The organism is Variovorax sp. 01N429, from assembly GCF_056399425.1.
The window spans coordinates 1-21116 of record NZ_JBFTRG010000035.1; the positions used below are offsets into that span (position 1 = coordinate 1).

The 21116-nt window shown below is 62.1% G+C and carries 27 protein-coding genes; 15 read left to right on the plus strand and 12 right to left on the minus strand.

The features are described from left to right. Window positions 1-294 (plus strand): RES family NAD+ phosphorylase (locus AC1DSF_RS30015; protein ID WP_478184000.1); only part of this gene is annotated, 294 nt, incomplete at its 5' end. Between the two features lie 625 nt (window positions 295-919). Next, entirely contained in the window at window positions 920-1858 is a 939-nt protein-coding gene (locus AC1DSF_RS30020; protein WP_478184001.1) for a LysR family transcriptional regulator, read from the plus strand. A 14-nt stretch (window positions 1859-1872) separates the two neighbouring features. On the opposite strand, the gene AC1DSF_RS30025 is transcribed toward AC1DSF_RS30020, so the two are convergent. Beyond that, window positions 1873-2772: an amino acid ABC transporter substrate-binding protein gene (locus AC1DSF_RS30025; RefSeq protein WP_478184002.1), complete on the minus strand. Its 900-nt coding sequence runs from the start codon at window positions 2770-2772 to the stop codon at window positions 1873-1875. Between the two features lie 9 nt (window positions 2773-2781). Further along, window positions 2782-3213 (minus strand): VOC family protein, encoded by a 432-nt coding sequence (locus AC1DSF_RS30030; RefSeq protein ID WP_478126782.1) that lies wholly within the window; start codon window positions 3211-3213, stop codon window positions 2782-2784. A gap of 107 nt (window positions 3214-3320) precedes the next feature. Here AC1DSF_RS30030 and AC1DSF_RS30035 point away from each other — a divergent pair, with 107 nt between their 5' ends. Next, the gene (locus tag AC1DSF_RS30035; RefSeq protein WP_478184003.1) at window positions 3321-3902 is read left to right on the plus strand and encodes a flavin reductase family protein; all 582 of its coding nucleotides are present in this window, start codon (window positions 3321-3323) and stop codon (window positions 3900-3902) included. A gap of 502 nt (window positions 3903-4404) precedes the next feature. On the opposite strand, the gene AC1DSF_RS30040 is transcribed toward AC1DSF_RS30035, so the two are convergent. Then, complete coding sequence (locus tag AC1DSF_RS30040; protein WP_478184004.1) at window positions 4405-5505, minus strand: hypothetical protein; 1101 nt, start codon at window positions 5503-5505, stop codon at window positions 4405-4407. A 566-nt stretch (window positions 5506-6071) separates the two neighbouring features. Here AC1DSF_RS30040 and AC1DSF_RS30045 point away from each other — a divergent pair. After that, window positions 6072-6245: a hypothetical protein gene (locus AC1DSF_RS30045; protein WP_478126785.1), complete on the plus strand. Its 174-nt coding sequence runs from the start codon at window positions 6072-6074 to the stop codon at window positions 6243-6245. Between the two features lie 228 nt (window positions 6246-6473). After that, window positions 6474-6704 carry a hypothetical protein gene (locus tag AC1DSF_RS30050; protein ID WP_478126786.1) on the plus strand — a complete coding sequence of 77 codons (231 nt, stop codon included), beginning with the start codon at window positions 6474-6476 and terminating at the stop codon, window positions 6702-6704. On the opposite strand, the gene AC1DSF_RS30055 is transcribed toward AC1DSF_RS30050, so the two are convergent. Further along, entirely contained in the window at window positions 6679-7089 is a 411-nt protein-coding gene (locus AC1DSF_RS30055) for a hypothetical protein (protein ID WP_478184005.1), read from the minus strand. The two genes, AC1DSF_RS30050 and AC1DSF_RS30055, sit on opposite strands and share 26 nt — an antisense overlap. A 74-nt stretch (window positions 7090-7163) precedes the next feature. Between AC1DSF_RS30055 and AC1DSF_RS30060 the strand changes: the two genes are divergently transcribed. Continuing rightward, window positions 7164-7445, plus strand: a complete 282-nt coding sequence (locus tag AC1DSF_RS30060; RefSeq protein WP_478126788.1) for an HU family DNA-binding protein — start codon at window positions 7164-7166, stop codon at window positions 7443-7445. A 650-nt stretch (window positions 7446-8095) separates the two neighbouring features. Here the strand turns inward: AC1DSF_RS30060 and AC1DSF_RS30065 are convergent. Continuing rightward, window positions 8096-9523 carry a virulence factor family protein gene (locus AC1DSF_RS30065; RefSeq protein ID WP_478184006.1) on the minus strand — a complete coding sequence of 476 codons (1428 nt, stop codon included), beginning with the start codon at window positions 9521-9523 and terminating at the stop codon, window positions 8096-8098. Continuing rightward, window positions 9520-12120: a bifunctional lysylphosphatidylglycerol flippase/synthetase MprF gene (gene mprF / locus AC1DSF_RS30070; protein WP_478184007.1), complete on the minus strand. Its 2601-nt coding sequence runs from the start codon at window positions 12118-12120 to the stop codon at window positions 9520-9522. The genes AC1DSF_RS30065 and mprF overlap by 4 nt, the downstream gene beginning before the upstream one ends. 154 nt (window positions 12121-12274) lie before the next feature. On the opposite strand from mprF, the gene AC1DSF_RS30075 reads away from it, so the two are divergent. The 4 genes from AC1DSF_RS30075 (at window position 12275) to AC1DSF_RS30090 (ending at window position 14896) form a co-directional block, all read left to right on the plus strand. Beyond that, window positions 12275-12514: a hypothetical protein gene (locus AC1DSF_RS30075; protein ID WP_478184008.1), complete on the plus strand. Its 240-nt coding sequence runs from the start codon at window positions 12275-12277 to the stop codon at window positions 12512-12514. Between the two features lie 837 nt (window positions 12515-13351). Further along, complete coding sequence (locus AC1DSF_RS30080; RefSeq protein ID WP_478184009.1) at window positions 13352-13888, plus strand: cytochrome b; 537 nt, start codon at window positions 13352-13354, stop codon at window positions 13886-13888. 4 nt (window positions 13889-13892) lie between these two features. Further along, a complete protein-coding gene (locus AC1DSF_RS30085; protein WP_478126793.1) occupies window positions 13893-14579 on the plus strand; it encodes a VIT1/CCC1 transporter family protein in 687 nt (228 codons plus the stop codon). A 77-nt stretch (window positions 14580-14656) separates the two neighbouring features. Then, entirely contained in the window at window positions 14657-14896 is a 240-nt protein-coding gene (locus tag AC1DSF_RS30090) for a universal stress protein (RefSeq protein WP_478184010.1), read from the plus strand. Window positions 14897-15059: 163 nt separating this feature from the next. Here AC1DSF_RS30090 and AC1DSF_RS30095 read toward each other — a convergent pair whose 3' ends face one another. From AC1DSF_RS30095 to AC1DSF_RS30110, 4 genes are all read right to left on the minus strand, one after another. Continuing rightward, window positions 15060-16613 carry a bifunctional aminoglycoside phosphotransferase/ATP-binding protein gene (locus AC1DSF_RS30095; protein ID WP_478184011.1) on the minus strand — a complete coding sequence of 518 codons (1554 nt, stop codon included), beginning with the start codon at window positions 16611-16613 and terminating at the stop codon, window positions 15060-15062. Window positions 16614-16784: 171 nt separating this feature from the next. Further along, entirely contained in the window at window positions 16785-17063 is a 279-nt protein-coding gene (locus tag AC1DSF_RS30100) for a hypothetical protein (RefSeq protein WP_478126796.1), read from the minus strand. Between the two features lie 64 nt (window positions 17064-17127). Next, window positions 17128-17454 (minus strand): cytochrome C, encoded by a 327-nt coding sequence (locus tag AC1DSF_RS30105; RefSeq protein ID WP_478145600.1) that lies wholly within the window; start codon window positions 17452-17454, stop codon window positions 17128-17130. A 264-nt stretch (window positions 17455-17718) separates the two neighbouring features. Continuing rightward, entirely contained in the window at window positions 17719-18003 is a 285-nt protein-coding gene (locus AC1DSF_RS30110) for a hypothetical protein (protein ID WP_478145601.1), read from the minus strand. Between the two features lie 74 nt (window positions 18004-18077). On the opposite strand from AC1DSF_RS30110, the gene AC1DSF_RS30115 reads away from it, so the two are divergent. The 4 genes from AC1DSF_RS30115 (at window position 18078) to AC1DSF_RS30130 (ending at window position 19683) form a co-directional block, all read left to right on the plus strand. Continuing rightward, a complete protein-coding gene (locus AC1DSF_RS30115; RefSeq protein WP_478184012.1) occupies window positions 18078-18299 on the plus strand; it encodes a hypothetical protein in 222 nt (73 codons plus the stop codon). 301 nt (window positions 18300-18600) lie between these two features. Next, window positions 18601-18777 (plus strand): hypothetical protein, encoded by a 177-nt coding sequence (locus AC1DSF_RS30120; RefSeq protein ID WP_478126799.1) that lies wholly within the window; start codon window positions 18601-18603, stop codon window positions 18775-18777. Window positions 18778-18948: 171 nt separating this feature from the next. Further along, window positions 18949-19371 carry an Hsp20/alpha crystallin family protein gene (locus AC1DSF_RS30125; protein WP_478145603.1) on the plus strand — a complete coding sequence of 141 codons (423 nt, stop codon included), beginning with the start codon at window positions 18949-18951 and terminating at the stop codon, window positions 19369-19371. Window positions 19372-19383: 12 nt separating this feature from the next. Next, complete coding sequence (locus AC1DSF_RS30130; protein ID WP_478184013.1) at window positions 19384-19683, plus strand: CBS domain-containing protein; 300 nt, start codon at window positions 19384-19386, stop codon at window positions 19681-19683. 40 nt (window positions 19684-19723) lie between these two features. Here the strand turns inward: AC1DSF_RS30130 and AC1DSF_RS30135 are convergent, their stop codons facing one another. After that, the gene (locus tag AC1DSF_RS30135) at window positions 19724-20203 is read right to left on the minus strand and encodes a universal stress protein (RefSeq protein WP_478184014.1); all 480 of its coding nucleotides are present in this window, start codon (window positions 20201-20203) and stop codon (window positions 19724-19726) included. A gap of 5 nt (window positions 20204-20208) precedes the next feature. Beyond that, entirely contained in the window at window positions 20209-20439 is a 231-nt protein-coding gene (locus AC1DSF_RS30140; RefSeq protein ID WP_478126804.1) for a hypothetical protein, read from the minus strand. Window positions 20440-20579: 140 nt separating this feature from the next. Here AC1DSF_RS30140 and AC1DSF_RS30145 point away from each other — a divergent pair, with 140 nt between their 5' ends. Then, window positions 20580-21101 carry a universal stress protein gene (locus AC1DSF_RS30145; RefSeq protein ID WP_478145607.1) on the plus strand — a complete coding sequence of 174 codons (522 nt, stop codon included), beginning with the start codon at window positions 20580-20582 and terminating at the stop codon, window positions 21099-21101. The last annotated feature ends 15 nt before the right edge of the window (window positions 21102-21116 follow it).

Here is a 21116-nt window from a genome sequence, read left to right on the forward strand (position 1 = left end):
CTGCGAGGTGCCGCCGTCTATGAAGTTGGGATCGATACGGATGCCAGCCGTGCACGCTCTCACGCCTCGGGGCAGGCGCTGTCGGAAGCGGTACACGCTGATATGCCCGATATCGACGGCATTCTCTTCAACTCGCGCTTGACCAGCGGTGACTGCATGGCCATCTATGATCGCACCTTCAAGGCCCTCTCCGGCAGCCCGCCGGTGGCGCTGGTCCAGGCAGCGATGTTGCCAACCGAGCTTGCCCGCCTTGGCATTACGGTTCGGCGCAAGCGTGGATACGTGCAGCCATGACGCGCGCCACCACAGGACACTGCCCATGATGCCAAGGCTGCGCATTCTTTCGGTGTGGCGTTCACGCCCGTTGCACAACACTCGGTCGGCTACGACTTCGGTATCCGTCACGCTTTCTGATCTGACGCTGGCGCAACGGCGTTGGACGCACTGCGGAAGAAGCGAAAGGCAATGCCCATGGAAGCCAAGAGTGCGTGCACCGCCGCCGAGCCGATTGCTCAATGAGCCATGCTGGCGGTACGTCTGCTGCACGAGGCACTCGCGCTTCTTTGCTCCGACCCGTTGCTGCCGCTCACACGTCCAGGTGAACGGCAGCTGTGCACAGCCTCATCCGGTATTCGGCGGCTTTTGAACGTCTCGATTGGCGTAGCGCTGCCGAGATGAGCTGCAGCTTTCTGACATGCCACACTACTGCGACCGACTACCGCCTTACAGCCAATAGCCGCCGCTCGGTGAGCCCGCCTCGAACGACGGCAACCAGAGTCTGAAGCAGCCATTGCAAAATCACACGCCAAGTTCACCACACATGGGCGACGCGTTGCAGTCGACCAAGCGAAGCTCTCTTGAGCATCTCAGCGCCTGATGGATCCTTGATTTTTCGATCGATACTGTACATGCTCGGTCAATGATCGCTGAACTTAAGACCCTCATCGCCGTTTGCAAGTACGGAACATTCGCGTCCGCTGGCGAGCACATCGGCCTGACGCAATCGGCGGTGAGCAGTCAGGTCCGTCGGATTGAGGAGGGCCTTGGCTTCGCTCTGTTCGATCGAACCGGGCGCTCCGCCACCCTCAACGCCGCCGGTCGAACGGTCCTCGAGCGAGCGGAACTCATCTGCACGCTGTTTGCAAAGCTCGGCGATCCGCCCGATGAGCAGTCAACGCAAGGTCTTTTGCGCATTGGCGCGATTGCGTCGGCGCAGTCGACGCTGGTCGTGCGTGCGCTCGACCAGCTCCGCACGGCGCTCCCGCTGGTTCGGGTCCACGTGGCTCCCGGCGTGTCTCTTCGGTTGATGGACGATCTCGATGCCGGAAGCATCGACGCCGCCGTGATGATCCGGCCGCCCTTCGGCATGCCGCCTGACATGACATGGCAGGCGCTCGTCCACGAGCCTTTCGTGCTGATCGTCTCGAAGAATGTTTCGAGCAGCAAGGACTGGCGCGAATTGCTGCGGGTGCAGCCGTTCTTGCGATACGACCGCGTGTCTTTTGGCGGGCGAATGGCAGAAGGCTTCCTGCGGCGGCAAGCGATCAATGTGAAGGAGGCCATCGAGCTCGATGAGATCGCCGCACTCATCCAGCTCGTGGCGAACGGGATGGGCGTCGCGCTCGTCCCGCTCGTCGAAGCCCATTTGCCGTTGCCCGACACCGTCCGGGTGGTGTCGTTGGGCGAGCACACCTTCTATCGGGAGATCGGGCTGCTCCAGCGCCGGGGTCGAGCGAGCTCGCCGATCGTTGCCCATTTTTCGCGTTGCCTGGCGGAAGCTTCGGAGCCCCCCACCACAAAGGCAGGTACTCGGGGTGGCGCGGCGGGCAAGAAGCGGTCTACCCCTTTGCGTTCATGATGTCCTTCCAGCGCTCAGCGCGCCTCGTACCCTTCAAGGGGTTTGTCGGTGGGGTTCGCCCAGGCGGCTTTGGTCATCTCGGTGGCGGGCAAGCCCACGATCACGTTCTGCGGCGGGATCGGCTTCAAGAACCACTTGTCGTAGATGCGCGCGGCGTCGCCGCTCTTCGCCAGCGACACGATGCTCTGGTCGACCACCTTCTTGAGCGCAGCATCGCCCTTGGGCAGCATGATGGCGATCGGTTCGGTGCTCAACACCTGGTCCAGCAATTTGTACCGCGCTGGGTCCCTGCTCTTCGAGATCAGCGTTGCGAGGATCTGTCCGTCGGCCACGAACGCGTCGGCACGGCCGGTTTCCAGCAACAGAAAGCCTTCGCTGTTGTCTTTGGCGGTCAGCTCCGTCGCATCGCTCTTGAGCTTTCGCAGCAACTGCACGGAAGTGCTCCCCGTCGTCGCTACCACCGTCTTGCCGGCAAGCTGGGCCGTCGAGCGGATGCCGGAGGTCGATTTGACTGCCAGGCGCACGCCTTCCACGTAGAGCGTGGGCGCGAAGGCCACGTCCTTTTGACGCGCCGCGTTGTTGGTGGTGGTCCCGCATTCAATGTCGACCGTGCCGTTCTGCACGAGCGGGATGCGGTTCTGCGGCGTGACCAATTGGTACTTCACCTCCAGCTTGTCGAGCTGGATCGCCTTCTTGATGTCTGCGATGACGTGCTCGCAGATGTCGACATGGAAGCCGGTGTACTTGCCGGGGCCGAGCGCGAAAGACATCGCGCCGGAAGCGTCGCGCACGCCCATCGTGATCACGCCCGATTCCTTGATCTTCTTCAGGGTGTCTGTCTGCGCCGTAGCGGCACTCGCGCAGGTCAACAAGGCAGCGGCGACGCCTGCCAGGACCGGAAGTTGCTTTTGCATGATCTCGCCTTACTTTGCAAACAACGAGCCGAGATCGGCGAACGATTTCATCTCGATGGCGTTGCCCGACGGATCGAGGAAGAACATCGTGGCCTGTTCGCCGGCTTCACCCTTGAAGCGGATGTACGGCTCGATAACGAATTCCGTCTTGTTCGCGATCAGCCGGTCGGCCATGGCTTGCCACTTGTCCATCGGCAGGATGGCGCCGAAATGCTTGACCGGCACGTCTTGGCCATCGACGGCGCTGCTCTGCTTGTGGCCGCACTCATCGGGCGCCAGATGCGCAACGATCTGATGACCGTAGAAGTCGAAGTCGACCCACTCCGGCGCACTGCGGCCTTCAGGGCACCCCAGCAAATCGCCGTAGAACGTGCGGGCTTCTGCAATATCGCGAACCGGAAACGCGAGATGAAACGGAATGCGTTGGGATGTGTCGGTCATGGGGTCCTCGTGGCGCTGTGGTTCAGAATGACGCGACTTTAAAAAGCGGATCGCATAACCGAAAGCGATATAAATTCTCGCTAAGCAACACGTTTTGAAATGAATCAATGAACACGAGCAACTATCTTCCAGTGATCCTCGAGCACGCCAGCCGCCTGATCAACCACGGTCCCACGGTCTTGATCACGACTTACGACGGTACGCGCCGCAATGTGATGGCGGCCGCGTGGTCGATGCCCGTGGAGTTCACACCGCCGCGCGTCGCAGTGGTCATTGACAAGAAGACCTACACCCGTGAATTGATCGCAGCCAGCGGCACGTTTGCGATCTGTCTACCGGGATCGACACTCATCGACCTGACGCATGCTGTTGGCAGCACCAGCGGACGAACCGTGGACAAGTTCAGTCATTTCGGCATCGCAACCGAGCTCAGCGCGTCGATGAATTTGCCAGTGTTGTCATCTGGCTGTTCCGCGTGGCTCGAATGCCGATTGATTCCGGAAAGGCACAGCGAAGATGCGTATGACACATGCTTCGCAGAGGTTGTCGGAGCGGCCGCCGATCCGCGAATTTTCAGGGACGGTCACTGGCTGTTCGAGAGCGCCAACGCCGATCTGCAGACCATCCACCACCTTGGTGGTGGCAACTTCGTCTGCGCAGGGAACGTCATTCGCGCAGCGGGCCTGTAGGTCACCATGGAGTTACAGCAGTCTGAGAAAGCTGTGCATCGAGTTGAACCTCGGAAGTTCGTCGCACTGCCCGCCGGTCCTACTCCCGCTGCAATGCCCTCCAGATGCGGACTTGAAGAACCTTGCCTGCTACAAGTCGCGCCATCGCTTGAACCCGCAAAAGACTTATCAGCGTGCTGACGCTGCGGACATTGCGCGTCAGATCAAGCATGAGGGCTTCGCCGTATTTCTCCGGTCGTGAGAAGGTCGGGTTCGCCGATTCGAGGCGATCAGCACCTGCGACCGACGGCAGTCCCCTGGGGACATTGACGTCATCATTGGCTGTCGCTCATGAGCGTGCGGACGCCGGCAGGCGCGTCAGAAGCCAGAAGGAGGTGCCGGCGTACCTCATCGCTCGTGATGCGGTTCGCCGACACAGACCGCTCCCCTCCCCCTCGGCCCTGAGGCAGGACCGAGCTGACCTCTGAGCTCGGCGATCTTCTGAAATGCGGGTCGCAGGACTTCAAGGTGCCGGCACCGCGACGCGATTTGCCGGCACGATCTGCGCCTGATAGGAAAACACCTCCCGGCTGCGCGAATCGACTGTCACCTTCAACCAGTTCACATCGTTGTTGCCGTTCGCCTGGTTGTCGCCGAAAGTCTCCACACGCGTGAAGTTCTCCAGACGATGTCCCTGTGCGTCAAGCAGCGGCTTGTCGATGCGGTGATAGTGCGAGTCGCCATGCACGTAAGCCACGGGACGACGGAATGCGACGACCTCATCGCGCAGCGCCATCAGGTAGTCTTGGAAACCGTCGGGTTGCCCATCTGTTTGTGCCAGCGTCAGCGCATTGCGCAGCGGCGCGCGGGTGCCATCGGTCGCATCCCACCCCGGATTGGCCTGAGAAATGATCATCACGGCGGCCGACTGAAGCGCCGCCGCATAGCGGAACGACTCGCGCAGCCAGGCGATGTTCGCCTGATTGCGGGCCGTCCACTCGGCAGCGTCCGGCGCGGTATCGCAGAGGTTGTTGCACGAGCCCTGAACGTTGAGCGTGACGTACATGACGTCGCCTAGCGTCCAGCGGCGGTTTTCGACACATGGCACCGGGCCATTGACTCCGAGGCACAGGGGCGAAGTCTGCACCTCCTGGTGCATCCGCCGCTGCCCCAGCGAGTACGGGGTGCCGAAGAAAACCTTCCGCTCGTGGTCAAGACGCTCGCGCGAGGAGAAGCCACCATTTGCGGGACGATCGCAGTCCGTCCAGTCGTTGTCACCCGGGGTCAGCATCGCCGGCGCGCGCAACGCATTGAAGAAACCGAGCGCCTGGAGGTAGAGCGCATCGGTGCAGGTGGTGGGCGTCACTGATCCTGGCGTGCCGTTGCCGGCCTTCAGATCCCCGTCATGGACACTGAAGGCAAGGTCCTGATGGTTCATATCGGCGATCAAATTGGGCACGCCGACGAGCGCCTGGGCGTCGGAATACGGGAGGTCTCCCCACAATCCGATGGCGTACGGCTCTKAGCGGTCGTGCCGCTCGTCCCGCTGATCTGCGCTGGCGGCTCCCCCACCAGTCGCCAGCAGCACGCTCAGTGCGAGCGATAGAAGACGGCTCTTGTTCATGGGACTCCTTAAGAAAGGTCTTCGAAAGACGTGCAGCGCAAAAGCAATCCCAGCAGTCTAGAAAGCAGTTTTGACGATTCGATGACCGAAGGGCGTGCTAAGCCGCGGAGCGCCAAGACGGCGCCCTCTGACCTTTATGAATGACCTCGATGGCGCGACCAGCCCCAATGCTGATGAATATTTGAGTCGTGGCTCGTCCGTCAGTACCTGGTCCCATCACCTTGGCGGCGCCCGACGTGAATTCTTCCGCTTTTGCTGAAGCTGCTGAGGGGTCGGCAGCCAACTCGCCATCGCTCACGACCACTCCAGTCATCGCGGAATCTCCGAGGGCTGCAAGAGCGCCTCGCAAAACGACCTTGGCCAATAAGACCGTGACGGTCAAGCCCTGCTCGAAAGGGCACGACCGGGAAGAAGGCCAAGCCAGTCAAGGCCAAGGACGCGCTCGCTGTACCGGCTCCGAAAACACTAGCATCGGCGGCACGCTCTGCAGACGAGCGCGCGCCGGACACCACCAAGAAGATGAAGCTTGTGCGAGACAGCTTCACGATCCGCATCAGGACTACGCGTTGATTGCATCTCTCAAGATGCGCGCCCTCGAATACAAGCGACCGGCGAAGAAGAGCGAGCTGCTACATGCCGGCCTGCATGCGTTGGCAAAGCTCACCCCACGCGAACTGGGCGGTGCACTGGACGCCCTCGCGCCTCTCAAGGCAGGTCGCCCAAAGAAGAACGCTGGCTGAGGTTGCCGCTGCCGGCGCGGCCTGGGTGGCCAAGAGTCGCGTTCAGGCGACCGGCGGTGGAGTCGTTGCGGCGGTCGGCGCTCCCCGGAAACTTTGACCGATTTCTACTGGACGAACGGTGGCGCCAAACGTTTCCCGATGGCCACCGCGTCAAGCGTGGGGGTGTTCTTAATGCAGGCCACAGAGTAGCGCGAAAATTGCTGCTCTGCAGCAAAAACGGACTGCGCCATGAAACGAAAGTCACCGGCTGAACGCATCCCTGTGACGGACCAGGTCGGCAAGCGACACGTAGTTGTGCGATACGTGGAGGTGGAGACCGACCTCGCCGCAGGGGAGCACCAGCCGACAATAGAGGCTTTTGAGTACCGCCTCGAGGCCGGCCGCAGCGTCACGCGCACGGGAGTCGGAACTTTTCAGACGGTCGACGGAGTGCTCATGCTGAAAGTCCTCGAGCCGTAGGCATTTCTTGCGCTTGAGCGCTGCCCTGACCCGGCGTGGACAAACCGAGGCTCGTCAGGATGGAATTCACCACGCCCTTGTTGCCGAGGATCAGCATCCATGCATAGGCTCGCGTGACGCCGCCCGAGAGAAACGTGGCGACCAGCCCGAACAGGATGGTGTTGCGCACGAGCGGCGACGGCGAACGCGCGAGCACGTACGCCAGGGGGAAGCCCAGCAGGATCGCCAATGCCGTGACCTTCACCGCGATCATGAAGGTCTGGAAGGCCACGTGCCGCGCATAGTCGGAGCCGAGAGTCTTGACGTAGTTGTCCAGCGTCATCGGCCCGCCGAAACTCGCGCCGCCCGGGTCCTGCTTCAGGAAGCTGATGCCGATGAAGGACACGAGGCTGATGGCGAAGCGCTAGCCTCTGATGTGCTCGACTGGATAATCCTCCAACTTTTAGAAGGAACCTCAGTTTGAACAAGACAGAACTTATCGCCGCCATCGCTGCGGACACGGAACTCAGCAAGGCCGATGCCGGTCGTGTACTTGATTCAGCACTTGAAAATTTGACGCAGGCATTGGCGCGCGGCGAAACAGTGCAACTCATCGGGTTCGGCAATTTCGCCGTGGCGAGCCGCGCCGAGCGCGCCGGCCGCAATCCTTCGACCGGCGAGACGATGACGATCAAGGCGAGCAAGGCCCCAAAGTTCACGGCAGGCAAAGCCCTGAAGGATGCTGTCAACGCAGCCAAATGACCCTTCGGCATAACCTGCCGCTGCCACTCGAGCCTTTGACAAGCCTCGCCGAAGGGAGGACAAAAGCACTGGGCCTCCCTCACGGATAGAAGGTCGTCCGAGCACTGACCCGAACACTCGCGATACCCCGACCTCGCGACTGAGATGCATCTCGAATGCCATGCCATCGCCATTCGTTCCGCGACATCTTGGTGCCGTCATGAACTATCGCCGTTGATCCGAAAGATTTGACAAAGAAGTCCCCATAGAAGGCCTACGTGCGATCGCATTTTCGATCCGTGCGCAATCGACAAGCGGCCCAACGTAGCGCGCCGTGTCTTTTGACCGGCAAGTCAGCGCAACCTGGCTCCGCGGTGCCATCGGAGGCCTCATGCGGTCGAATGTCACAGCATCTAAGCCCGCCCCTTCCCAACAACCGGTGTGGCGCGTACTTCTGCTCCGCAGCGGTTGCAGTCCTCGCGCCGATGCGCGCGTACTACCGTAGTCGGCCCGGAAGCGGCTGGCTGCGGATTGTTCACCAGCACCCGATCAGTGCGCACGCGCTTCAATGTGATCGCGGCCTGCGAATCGCCTCCCCTGCCCCGCTTTTTGCCGTCCGTCCAGGCCGGGGCGTTCAACTTCCGGTCGATAACTGCCGAAGGCCACCATGATCAACGTGGGATTGCGGCCAATATCGTCGCTGCAAGCGCCTCGTAGTCGCCGCCGAAGTGATGGCCTCCGGGCATCGCGATGGTGTGCGCGCCGGCACTCTCCAGCAGCGGACACAAGGAGTCCTTTCGTTCTTCGGTTCCATAAATGCACAGCGTGGCCTTCGCCGGCATGTTTCGCGCTTCGGGGGCGATCGGGCGATCGCCGCTCTTGCCGATCCAATTGCTCAGGTGAAACTCGAACGAAGCCTTCTCCCCAGGCCCGAGAAGCGCGGTGAGGCGTACCTGGGCGCGTGTGGGCGCCGGCAGGCGGTTGAGCGCGAAGGGCAGGACGTCGGCCCCTTGGGAATAGCCGATCAAGACGACTTCACTTCGCCTCCAACGCGCCGCGTAGTGGCGAATCACCCGGTCGAGGTCGACGGCAATGCCTTCTGGCGTGCGCGCGGACCAGAAGTAGCGCAATGAATCGATACCGACGACGGGTACGCCGCTCTCTGCGAGCGACGCTGCGACACCCTTGTCGATGCCCGCCCAGCCGCCGTCGCCCGAAATCATCACCGCGAAGCGAGTGCCTTCCCTGCCGGCCGGTACTTCGGTGATCGGCAAGTCCGCAAGTTCGGCGGGCGGCCCTTCGGGGGCCGCGCGGCTCTTGGCGAGTTGCTCGAATGCAGCCTGGAACCCAGCAGGCAGCTCCTGGGTGCTCGACCCGCCGCTTGCCGTAGGGGCGACCCACGTGGCCCCAGGCACCTTGCGCGTGAACGCCTCGGCCTCTGCGGCACAGGACGGCGGCACTTCGCCTTGCAACACGCTCCAGGGCGCCGTCAGACGCGGGCCGGCCTCGAAGTCGACACCGCCGGCGATGCGATGCCATCGCAGCGATCCTTCAGCGCACAACGGCATCGGCAGTGCCAGCCGGGGACAGAAATCGAGCGACACGGCGCCCGCGAAGGTATCGGCCGGCGCCTGCGCGAGCAACCCATAGACGAATGCACCGCCCTTTCCTGTGCCTACCAGCAGCGGCTCGAGGTACACAGGCAACTTCTCGTAGGCCTGCACGTAGCGCGCGAAATTCTCGATACCGCCCGGTCCGTGGACGCACTCGCGGCTCACCGCCGCGATGCCGTCATAGAAGGCGCCAAGAGGCACGACGAGCACCATCGCACCCTTGCCGACCATCCACCGCACGAGCTTCTGATCCTTCGCGTTCGGCGCGGAAGTGCCGGAGAAGAGAAGCACGAACTGCCGAACCTGTCCCGACGGACGAAAAACCGGGATGTCCACGAATACGCCATGCGAGATGGTGTGAGCGGGCTTGAGCATGGCCGTTGAGTCTCGCGTCTGCGCGCCGGCGAACTGCAGCCAACCCGCGAAGATGAGCGCCGCAAGGCCAAGCGCCCTCAGGCCACGCACGCGCGCAATCCAACCGTTCATTTCGTGATCACTCCCTTGGCGCCGCCGCCGATCAAAGCCGCCAAGTCGATCAGCACGAGCAGAGGCGACACACCGCCCGGGGCGGCCAGGTAGCGCGCCTCCCAGACGGGTTCGAACTTATCCTTGAAACTGTACAGACCCCGGAAGTTGTAGAAGCGCTCGCCATATTCGAAGAGAACGCGCCCGAGCCGCTGCCACCTGGGTGCATTCTGGCGCGTCGCCATGCCGGCCATGGGCGACATCCCCAGGCCGAACTGCCGGAACCCTTCGGCCTGCAGGTGGAGCAGGATCTTTGCAAACATGAAGTCCATGGTGCCTGGCGGCGAATCGGGCAGATGACGCATGAGGTCCACGCAGGCCTCCTGCGCCGCGTCCGTGATGAACAGCGTCGCAAACGCAATGATGCGCCCCTCATGCCGCACCACCGCGACGGGACAGGGCGGCAGGCGATCGGGCTCGAAGCGCCCGACCGAGAAGCCCTTTTCGCGGGTGTTCTGCTTCTCCAGCCATGCGTCGGACACCTTCTGCAGCTCGGGCATGACGCTTTTCGCCTCTTCGGGCGAGAGCACCTCGAAGGACAAGCCTTCACGCTGCCCTCGATTCATCCCCGAGCGCAGGTTGGCCCTTCGGGCGCCCTTGAGGCTGAAGCCGGGCAGGTCGATGTGCGCGTACTCGCCCAGCTTGAAGACCTGCAGACCACAATCCAGGTACAGGGGCAAGCTCGCTGGCTCGACCTGATAGAAGGCCGGCCGACCACCATGGGCAGTTGCAAGTTCGACAAACGTCCAGATCAGGTCGGGCCACTCGCCCGTTTGCCCGAAGGGGCCGAAGAGCGCTATCCACGATCGGCCGCGCTTGCCGTACATGAGGAAGCTCTTGGCCGTCGGCGAGAACAGCAGGTGCTTGTCTCCCATCAGCGCCATCCAGCCTTGCGGCGCCGAACCGGCTCGGACGATGGCGGCCGCACAATCGATCTCGTCATCCGACGGCGAAGCCACCTCCCCTGCAGGAGGGCGCAACAGTTGCCACAGTCCGAATGTGAGTGCAATCAACGCCGCCCCTAGCAGCGCGCGCAGCGAACGCGGCGCTTGCGCATCGAGTTCGAACTGCCACCACAGCCCGCGCGTGTAGCTCACCTCCTGATAAGCGAACAGAAGGATCCAGACGCACGCTGCCAGGACCGCAGCCAGTGCGAGAAGCCATCCCGGCTCCAGGCGTTGGGAGAACAGCGACGAGGGACGATCGAACTCGCGTCGGGAGACCCACAGCAAAATCGCGAGCACCGACATCAGAGCGGCCTCGTTCAACGCGATGCCCTTGGGCAGCGCAAGAACGCCGGAAACGACGGCCAGCACCAGCGCAACCCACCACGCGCCGTCAAGCCGATGGAACAGCCCCCGAGCCACCAGGAGAAAGCCAAGGCCGGCAACACTGCCCAGAAAGTGCGATGCCTCTATCAGAGGCAACGGGACCTTCAAGGCTTCGAGCAAATCCCGCGCGTCCTCGGTCAGCGGCGTCACACCCGACACCAGCAGCCAGACGCCCGCGACCAACGCCAAGGCAGTCAGCAGGCGAGGGCTCAGGCGCATCGCTGCACGACCCACCGGGGCCGCGACGCCGGAGCGCAACTCGTAGGTCAGCACGATCGCTGTCGCCACGACCAGCGGGATCACGTAGTAGATGCCGCGATTGAGGAGCAACGCGCCGAGCATGGCTTCGGTCGAAACGTGCGAGCCACTCACCAACAGCATGACCGCCTCGAAAACTCCCACGCCGCCCGGCACATGGCTCACGATCGCTGCCGCAATGGCGATCGCATAGAAGCTGACGAAGGTGGGCAGCGGAATGCGATCCGCCGGCAACAAGAACCACAGTGCCGACGCCGAGGCAGTCAGTTCCAGGGCTGATATCGCCAACTGGCGCACCGCAAGTCCGACCGGCGGGAGCCGCAGTGTCCATCGCGCTCCGAGCTTGAGCGCTCGCCCTCGAACGCAAAGCGAGAGAAAAGCGCCCAGACCGAGCAGCGTCAGTCCTGCGGCCGATCGCAAGAAGGAAGATGGCAGGCGCAGCAATGGCGCGACGTCGGGTGCGCCCCAGAGGATGGCAACCGCTCCGAACGCGGAGATGCCCAAGCCAAAGGCCAAGGCGTTGAACGCGATCACCTGCGCAATCTGCTGTGGCGTCAGCCCGGCGGCTGTGTATATCCGCGTGCGGACGGCACCGCCCGTCAAAGGACCGAAACCGATGGTGTTCGAAAGCGCGTAAGCGACAAAGGAAGTCAGCAAGACTGTCGATGGCTTGATGCGGGCGCCTGCGTAGGAGAGAGACGAGAAGTCGTACCCCGTCAGGATCAGATAGCTCGCAGCCGTCGCCGCCAACGCAAGACCGATGCGAAGGTCCGGCGTTGCAGTGATTGCCTGCATCACGCTGGCGTAACGCACCTCGCTCAACAATCCGTGAAGTGCCTTGCCGATCAGGACGCACAGGAGCGCGGCCAGCACCACAATCAGCCATGGCTTGAGCCGTGGCCAGCCATTGGCGAATCTGTAACTCAGCAGCGAGAGACCTCTGGGGATGGCAGCTTCGGATTCGATCACGACAAGATGCTGGTTTCCAGAATGCCTCGCATTATGAGTCACCCTGCTCGCTTGGACTTGATGAATCCGGAACCTTCATCGGCCCTTGCCGATCACCTCAGGAGGGCGCTCCACCAAAGATCTGTGCCCCTCTAGAGGCATGAAAGGACTGCACATGACCCAGACCACTGAAGAAATGGCTGACATCGATCCCGATCGCGTCTTCAAGGATCTTGCGATGCAGCACGGGCTGCTTTCCTCCGACAGCGATTCGGTCGGAGACGAGCTCTGGTCTTACACGATGGCCGTGGTGGCACTGTGTGCCAGGATCGCCGACGCACACGACGAAGTTGATGAAGTCGGACCCGCGGGTGAATCGATTCGAGCGGCGCTCCTGGACTACCGGGTTCGATAGCGGCGCTGATACATTCCCGCATCGAGCTGGCTTTACTTGCCACGCAACATGCGGGACAACTCGAGGCACTGACCGAGGCAGTCAGGCTTGCGAGCCACATTGGCAATTGAATACCGGCGCGTTGCATGGACGCGACCCGCAACCAGCGACGACCGGCTTCCAAAGCGGCCATGCATCTCGGCAGGTGAAAGACGCTGGCTTCGCTGCGGCGCGAACCTGACGTCCCAGTGGCCCAGCATCGGCGTTCGGAGGAGGTCTACATCTGGCATATTGGACTGAACTGGCAACTGACCGACTGTACCCTTGGACCAGGCGCCCTTAAAGCCAGATCAGCAGGAAGACTGAGCGGTCGTGACGAACGGCCGGTTGCGGCCGACTGTAGCCCGTCGCGGCACGGATTGAACCTTCGTCCGCCCTCGAAGACCTTTGCGCGCAGAGACACTTAGGCTCGTCAGCCACCACTATTGCCCCGGCTAGTCGACGCCACAATTTTGAAACGTGAACACGGTCGAGGAATCGTGGTGGCTATATGCGATGTGCCGCAACACATAGTGCTTGCCTGCGGAAACTCCGGCCCAAGCGGCCAGTGGATAGACTCCAGCGCCACGTTCGACTGCCCGGCCTCGAAAGGATGCTTGCGCCAAGTTGAATTTGCGCAGGCCATATGTGTTGCGGTGCGAAGACTGAACAGCCATGTCAAACGTCAGGTTCTAGCCCGGTGCCGCCTTGGCATACCGGCATAGACTTGTCGTGGAAAGCCCACGGCACCCCGGGCCAAGCCACCTGCTCCACCCGCACTCGTGAGCGCGTGCGCGTTAGGATTGATTGATGCACGACATGAAAGCTACCTTCCCGCACTACGACCGGCGAACGATCGTTCTACATTGGTTGACTGCGGCGTTGGTGGTGTCGCTGTGGTTGCTGGGTCAGACCATCGACTGGTTTCCAAAGGGGAATCCGCGGATCTTCGCCCGCAGCACGCACATCTCACTGGGCATCGCACTCGCAATCGTACTGGTCGCTCGCGTTCACTGGCGCTTCGGTTCGCGAGCGGTTCGCCTGCCACCTGCTGGGCTGGGTTGGCCCGACAAGCTCGCGACGATCCTGCACTGGCTGCTGTATGCCATGCTGATCGTGACCGTGGCTCTTGGCATCGCCAATGCGTGGGTGCGCGGGGACACGATCTACAACCTGTTCAGGATCCAGCCCTTCGACGCGAACAACAAGAGCCTCAGGGAGACGGTTGAAGATTTGCATGGGCTTGCAGCCAACACGCTGCTGATCATTGCCTTCTTCCATGCCATCGCAGCGCTGCTGCATCATTTCGTCTTGAAGGATGGCGTACTTCGACGCATGCTGCCGAACCGGCCCTGACAACATGAAAGAATTCCACAGGATCAAGCATGTCGGCTGGTTACGCGCAGCCGTACTGGGGGCAAACGACGGCATCGTCTCAACAGCAAGCTTGGTGATCGGTGTCGCGGCCGCGCATGCTGCGCACGGCAGCATTCTTGTGGCCGCAATCGCGGGGCTTGTGTCGGGCTCCATGTCGATGGCGACCGGCGAGTACGTGTCTGTCTCTTCCCAATCCGACACTGAATCGGCCGCACTGAAGGAGGAGCGCGCCGAACTCGCCCGCGATGCCAGCGGGGAGCACCGCGAACTTGCCGCGATCTACGTACGCCGAGGTCTCGACCTGGCGCTGGCGCGCCAAGTCGCCGACAAGTTGATGCGCCATGACGCGCTCGACGCTCATGCACGCGATGAACTCGGCATCTCGGCGATCACAACCGCGCGACCGCTGCAGGCAGCCTTTGCGTCTGCCCTCAGTTTTGCCATCGGTGCTGCACTTCCGCTCGTTGTCGTCGCTCTCTACTCAGGTCCGAACCTCGCAGCGGCCGTGGCGGTCGCGGCCTTGCTCGCGCTGGCGGGCCTCGGTGCATTGGCAGCCAGGACCGGCGGCGCGAAGCTTCTTCCGGGCGTCGTGCGTGTGACCTTCTGGAGTGCACTCGCGATGGCCGTGACCTATGCCGTGGGCACTTTCTTCGGGACGGTCGTTGCGTGATCCTGGCCCGGGGCTGCGATGCGCGGCTTGGGATTCAGCGTCGCGCACCCAATCATGGCCTCGCTTGCGCCATATCAATGGGCGCCGCCGGGACGGCCGAGGCTATCAAATGGGCGGCGGAATTGATCGTCATCGGCACCCACGGTCGCCGGGAGGTGAGCCGGCTGGTGCTGGGCAGCAGTGCCGAACGTATCCTGCGATACGCGCCGGTACCTGTACTTTTGGTGGGCGCGGCGGCTTCCGAGTCGAAGGCCGAAAGCGGATCAGCCACATCTTCTCGCACGGACGCGCAGGAGATTGAAACTGGAACGGCATGATTGGCCGGCCGGAGCGCCTCCCGAAGAGAGACGAGTGGCTTTCACCCTTCTCATCACGTACCGAGCTGCTGGCAGGCGGCACACCGACCTGGTGGATCGAGGAGCGTGCTCGCCTCCTTGAACATGAGCTCGCGATCCACCCGCCAGCTTGAGTAGCCGCGCATCAGCGCGAATCTCGTCCTCGAACTCCCCTTCGCAATCGTTCCACAAAGGCGCGCCAACGAGTCAAGAGTGAAGGGATGTCCGGCAGCTCGTCGGTGGGGACATCAAGTGCCTCGGAACGCTCCACGTCGTCCAGCGGCTCCTGGGTGATCAATTGTTGCTCCAACACGGCAAGAGTCGCCTCAGAGGCGTCGTCGCCACGACGCAGTCGTGCCGCTACCCTTTGACGCAATTGGACTGCGGATGCGTGGCAGTGAAGGATTGTGAAAGGCACTTGCAGCTCGACCGCCAAGGCACGGAACACCAGTCGTTCCTCTCGCCGCAGAAACGCCGCGTCGACCACGACCGGATAGCCAGCCTGCAGCGCCGCGCGGGCACAGGCTGACAGCCGCTGAAAGGTGCGCCGGGTGCCTTCGGAGGTGTAGATGCCAATCTCCTCATTTGCAGAGTGCTGCATTGGCGCCAAACCGAAGATCCTCTTGCGCTCCACGTCGGAGCGGATGCGGATCGCACCCGCAGCGGCCGATAGCTCAGCCGCAATCGTGGACTTGCCTGATCCAGACACTCCCTGAGTGATCATCAGGCCGAGCGTGGCGCCTGTGTCCTGCGCTCCAAGAGCTTCGGCGCAAGCGAGATAGTCGGGTTCCAGCTGCTCCGATCTCTCGCCGAGTGCTCGCCCACGTATGCAGGCCACCATCTCGCGCACCAACGCCCTGTACAGTTCGTAGCTCCGAAGCACCCCTGTACCGGCATAGTCTCCACTGTGCTGCAGGTATGCATCGAGGAAGCGAAAAGCAAGATCGATCCGGCCGTGCGCCTTGAGATCCATCGTGAAGAAGGCCGCATCGCTCATGACGTCAATCCAGCGCAGTGCCGGATCGAACTCGATGCAGTCGAACGCGGTCAAGTCATCGTCGATCAGGACCACGTTGGCCAAATGGAGGTCGCCATGGCATTCGCGCACGGCGCCCTCGCGCTGGCGCTCAAGCCATGCGGTTCGTAGCCACACGCCTTGCCGCGAAATAAAGTCCTGCAACCCGATCAGTCGCCCAGGACCATATCGGGCTCGCACAATTGCCAACGCTTCGTTCATCGTGCGCAAAACCTCCTGCGGCGCCCCAAAATCAGAGAAGAGCGGGGCGACCTTCGCTTGTTGATGGAATTCAGCCAGACGTTGCCCAAATCGCACCAGATGATCGGTTCTGAGCCGCCCTGCCAAGAGCAAGTTGCGCACAAGCGCATCCTCGGGAAAGCGGCGCATGCAAACGGCAAAGTCGATGGCGCTGTCGCCGCCTCCCAGATACGGGGCCTCGCGTGTGCCGCATACCGGCACCACGCCGAGGTAGATCGAGGGCGCAAGGCGGCCGTCGAGCCGAACCTCTTCCTCGCAGCAGCGCTTGCGCGCCGCCAGCGTACTGAAGTCGACGAAGGAAAGATGAACCGGCTTCTTAAGCTTGTACGCCAAGCGATCGGTCAGCAAGACCCAGGAGATGTGCGTTTCGATCAGCGCCACCTCGTGGCCGGACTTCTTGCGCAGGTGCTCGCGCAGCGCCACGACAAGAGTCGGGTCGACCGCCGGCGCAAAGGTGCTTTGCAGTTTCATCCGTGCGACCTCCGCAAAAGCCTACTTTCTGTCCTTGCGGCGCTTCTTCTCCTTCGCCGCGGCTTGCGCCTTCCCACATTTAAGCCGTGAAGCCGTCTGGACTGCGTGGCAGCCGAGGCGGCGTCAAGAGGACGGCTGTATGCAGCGATCCGCCGTTCGATCGCAGGCGCCGGTGATCGCCGAGGCCTGTTTTGCTTGTCGAATGTCTTCCCGGATGCGGCGCACCAGATAGCTCCCTGCGCTGAGGTGCCCCAGTGCGACCAAGTACGAGATCGCGGCAAAGACCGGGTCTTGATTGATGCCCGATCTCGGGTCCAGCAGGGCGACGGACCACGCCAGGAGAATGAAGATCCACGCGAGCAAGGCCAAACACGCGTGGACGTAGATCCACAAAGTCTTCACAGCAGTTCCTTCCGCATAGCAAGTGGCCGCCTTTTTTCATGTCGCTCAGTTCCTGACTCGGTGACTACTGGCGTTCAGTGCGCGCCGGCGTCATCACCACGGGCGCACCAGAGGGCGACTTGAATCCGTAGAAGCGTTCGTTCAGGTGCTGTGTCACGGCGAGGACATCCTCGTCACTCCAGTTGAGTGAGCCCGCGGCTTGCCAGCGAACGACCTGCGCTTGCAGGCTCGCCCAGTCCGTCGCCAGTCTGCGTTCGCGCCAATGGACCTGTGTCGTGTGACATGCAACGCAGTGGGTCGTGTACAGAAGTTCCCCGCGCGACTGAGCAATGGCCGAGGCGCTGACCAGTGCTGCCAACAGAATGCATGTTTTCAAAAGCTGAGTTGCCATTGGGCGCTCCTCGTGCGCATCGTCGCACCGCAGATGCTTGCCAACGACGAAGCGCCAGCATGTCGCATCGACCCCGGCTGCATCTTGATGCAGCGCAATGATGCGTGAAGTTCACAGCTACCGCGAAGGTTCGATGTCTTTCCTTGCGCGCGATCAAATTTCGGCCGCGCCCGCCTCTCCAACGTTCGGAGTATGAGTCGTCGCAGTTTGTCCTCCGTGCGCAGGCTGCTGCTCCTCGCGTGATGAACTGGCGGACCTTTCAATTCACCCGTCGATAGCCAAGGAGGAGGCAACCGCAAAATCGGCGGTCTCCAGCAACACGGGCTTTCGAGGATCGCGCCGATAGTGGCGCAAGGCCGCCGCCTCGATCTGGTCAAAGTGATCGCGACAAGCAGTGACGAGACTCTGGCCGCCACCTTGAGCACCGAACACGTCGCGCAACGCCTCCTCGGCGATCTGCACGACGATTCGGAGTCCGGCGCTTCCCGTCGGACAAATCGCGAACAAAACACTCGCTCGATCAAAGCAATAGATCGCATCGCTGGTCATGGCAACTCTCCTGATTCGTCGACACGCGGTCGCACGGGCAAATCGAAGCCTGCTCCGAAATGGGCGACCGAGTCTTGCGTCAGATCAAGGAGCCGTTGCGGGATGCGCGATCCAATCTGATCCCGCGCACCCCGCGCCAGCCGCTGCTGAACATTCGCTCTCGGGAGACCCACATGAAAGACCAATGGATTGTCTTGGGCAATGCGTCGGTGGCCCGCATCCTGCGACACGACGACGCCTGCTCGCCACCGGTGCCGGTGCAAACGCCGATAGACCTCGAGGGAAAACGGTCATGACATCGAAAAACCTTCTTACGACCGTGCTGATGGCCCTGAGCGCGGCCGCATGCGCGGCCGATGAGGCCAAGGAGGCCAAGGAGGCCGCAGAGCAGAGCAAAGCCAACGCGGGCAAGATCTCCCAGGCGATCGCCGAGGCCATCCGTCGGCGACCCGGTTCCAGGAAAAAGCGACGGCATTTGCCAGACAAGCGCTTGACTCCAGCAAGGAGGCTGCGATCAGGGCCGAGGAAGAAGGCAAGAAGGCATCCGCGGCCACCCGCGAAGCGCTCGCCAAGGCCGAAGTGGCGGTCCAGAGCGCGATGGCTCCCACCAAGGAAGAAGCCGAGAAGGCCGCGGCTGCCGCGCGCGAAGCGCTCCAGAGAGCCGAGGAAGCCACACAGCGGGCCGCGCAAGCCGCGAAGGATGCAGCGGCGAAGAGCATCGAAGCGGCCAGGGGAACGAAGCCGACCCCTGCCCCGCCGGCCGTCAAGTCCTAGAGCCCGCGCGCGCAACTGCGATGCGGGCGCGGCGCCCGAGTTCGAAGTGCCTGATTCTTGATCGAGCGCAAGTAGCCTGTGGACGCCCTTACATAGACTGAGATTGCCGATTGATGACTGTCTCAGCGACATCCCGGTCGACACCGTTCAACCCAACTTGGAGCACTTCAAATGAATGCATTGACTCGGTTCGATCGCCTCGACAATCTATTTCCGGAAATGTTTCGCCGACTCGCGCGTCCGATGCAGCTCATCGACGAAAGCACACTGCCTGGTGACATTCGCCTCGACATCAGCGAGAACGAAAAGGAATATCTCGTGAGCGCAGAGATTCCCGGCGCCCGGAAGGACGACATTCGTGTGGCCATCGAAGGCAACTACGTCTCGATCTCCGCGGACGTCAAGAAGGCGCAGGAAGAACGGCACGGCCGGTCGCTCGTTCGCGAGACCTACCATGGCAGCGTTTCGCGCGGCTTCACGCTCGCCAGCGAGGTCGACGACAAAGCCTCTGTGGCCAAGCTCGAAGACGGCGTGCTACGTCTCACTTTGCCCAAGCGCGAAGGCTCCGCCAGCCGAACGCTGAAGATTCAGTAGAGCCCAGTGCAAATGAGCACCAAGCAATCCACGGCGCTCAGGGCGATCGCTTTCGTCATGGCTACGCTCGGCGCGACGGGCCTGCTGATTGCCGCGGGCCTGACAGAAACACGGGCATGGCAAATGTGCTCGTACAAGCCGATCGTGGTGGACGTCGAAACTCCGCTCGCTCTGGTTGCCTCGCTGATGGTCGAACAAGGCGTCCACCACGTGGTCGTGACCGATCGCAAAGGACTYGCGGGYGTYGTTTCTTCGCTCGATTTCGTTCGRACATTYGTCCCGCAAAACCGCCGCGCCGATGGTCGGCCGTAGATGCCACCCGAAGGGAAGGCCGTGTGTCACTGATGCGGTTTCACGCACACGTTGAAGACAGCTCGGATGCGTTCGCCATGGAAGGCTGAATCTCGTCGCTGCGAACGAGCAACACCGGGATGGAGCACCGCGCCATGACCTTGGTCGTCACGGACCCGAGCAGGAGGTTCTTCAGGGCGCCTTCACCATGCGAGCCCATGATCAGAAGATCGAACCTTCCCGCCTGGGCATAGGCGGCGATTTGGCTCGCCGGATCTCCGATCCCGTGGACAAATTCTGCCTTGACGCCCTGATGTGTCAGCAGGGCACGCACGGGCTCAAGCACCGCGTGCGCGCACTCCTCGTAATAGCTGTCGACGAGTGCCTTCCCCAGGGCAGCGGCCGCTCTCGCGGTGACGGCGGGGACCGCGTGCAACACAGTGAAGGTGTTGGCGCTTCCGAAGGAATCCATGTGTTCGCCAAGGAAGGACAGCATGTGCCTGGTGTAGGCGCTGCCGTCGACGGGCAGAAGAATCTTCATGGCCGCTAACCGTCCAACGGAACGCCGCCCCCGAAGCGGCAAGCCCACTGATCCCAGAGCTCTTGGTTTACAGCGATCAGGGTCTTCTGCCAGGCAGCGAAGATCTGGTACTGGTTGCGCTGTGCCTGAACGCAGACCTCGACTGCCGCCCTTTGCCAGTCCAGAGCGGAGATCGCGTAGCGGTCGCGAACCGGCGACAGCTCCGCGAGTGAAGCGGTGTGCGTCATATCGTTCATGGATGCCTTTCAAGTGACAAGTGACAGCGATTGAAAGATTCATGTTAGATGCAGCACTCTGCGCTGAATTTGCGCCACATCAAAATCTCCTCGCGCTGCGCCTTCAATACTGAGTGACCTATCTACCTCCGGAGCACGCCATGTACCAACGCATTCTGGTTCCCGTCGACGGCAGTTTGACCTCGCAGCGCGGATTGAAAGAGGCCGTCGAGCTCGCGAAGATCACCAAAGGCTGCGTGCGGATGCTGCATGTCATCGACGACCTTTCGTTCTCCCTGGCATTGGATGCTTACTCCGGCCATCCCGGCGAATGGATGAAGCAGTTGCGTGAAGGCGGACGCCGCATCCTCGACGCGGCGAAGGCAACCGCTGAAGCGGCGGGCGTAGAAGCCGATACCGTGTTATGCGATCGTGTCACCGGACCGGTCTACGAGCAGGTCACGACCGAGGCGAACAACTGGCACGCGGACCTGATTGTTCTGGGCACCCACGGTCGTCGTGGTATCGATCGATTCGTGATGGGCAGCGGTGCAGAAAACATCCTCCGTCATGCGCGCATTCCCGTGCTGCTGGTGCGCGCATCGGAGGCCGCAACCAAGGCTCAGTCCGAATCGGGCAGCGTCAAGGTGCATCTGCCCTCGGCCGCGCTCTCGCTCGAATAGCGCCGCACAGAGTCC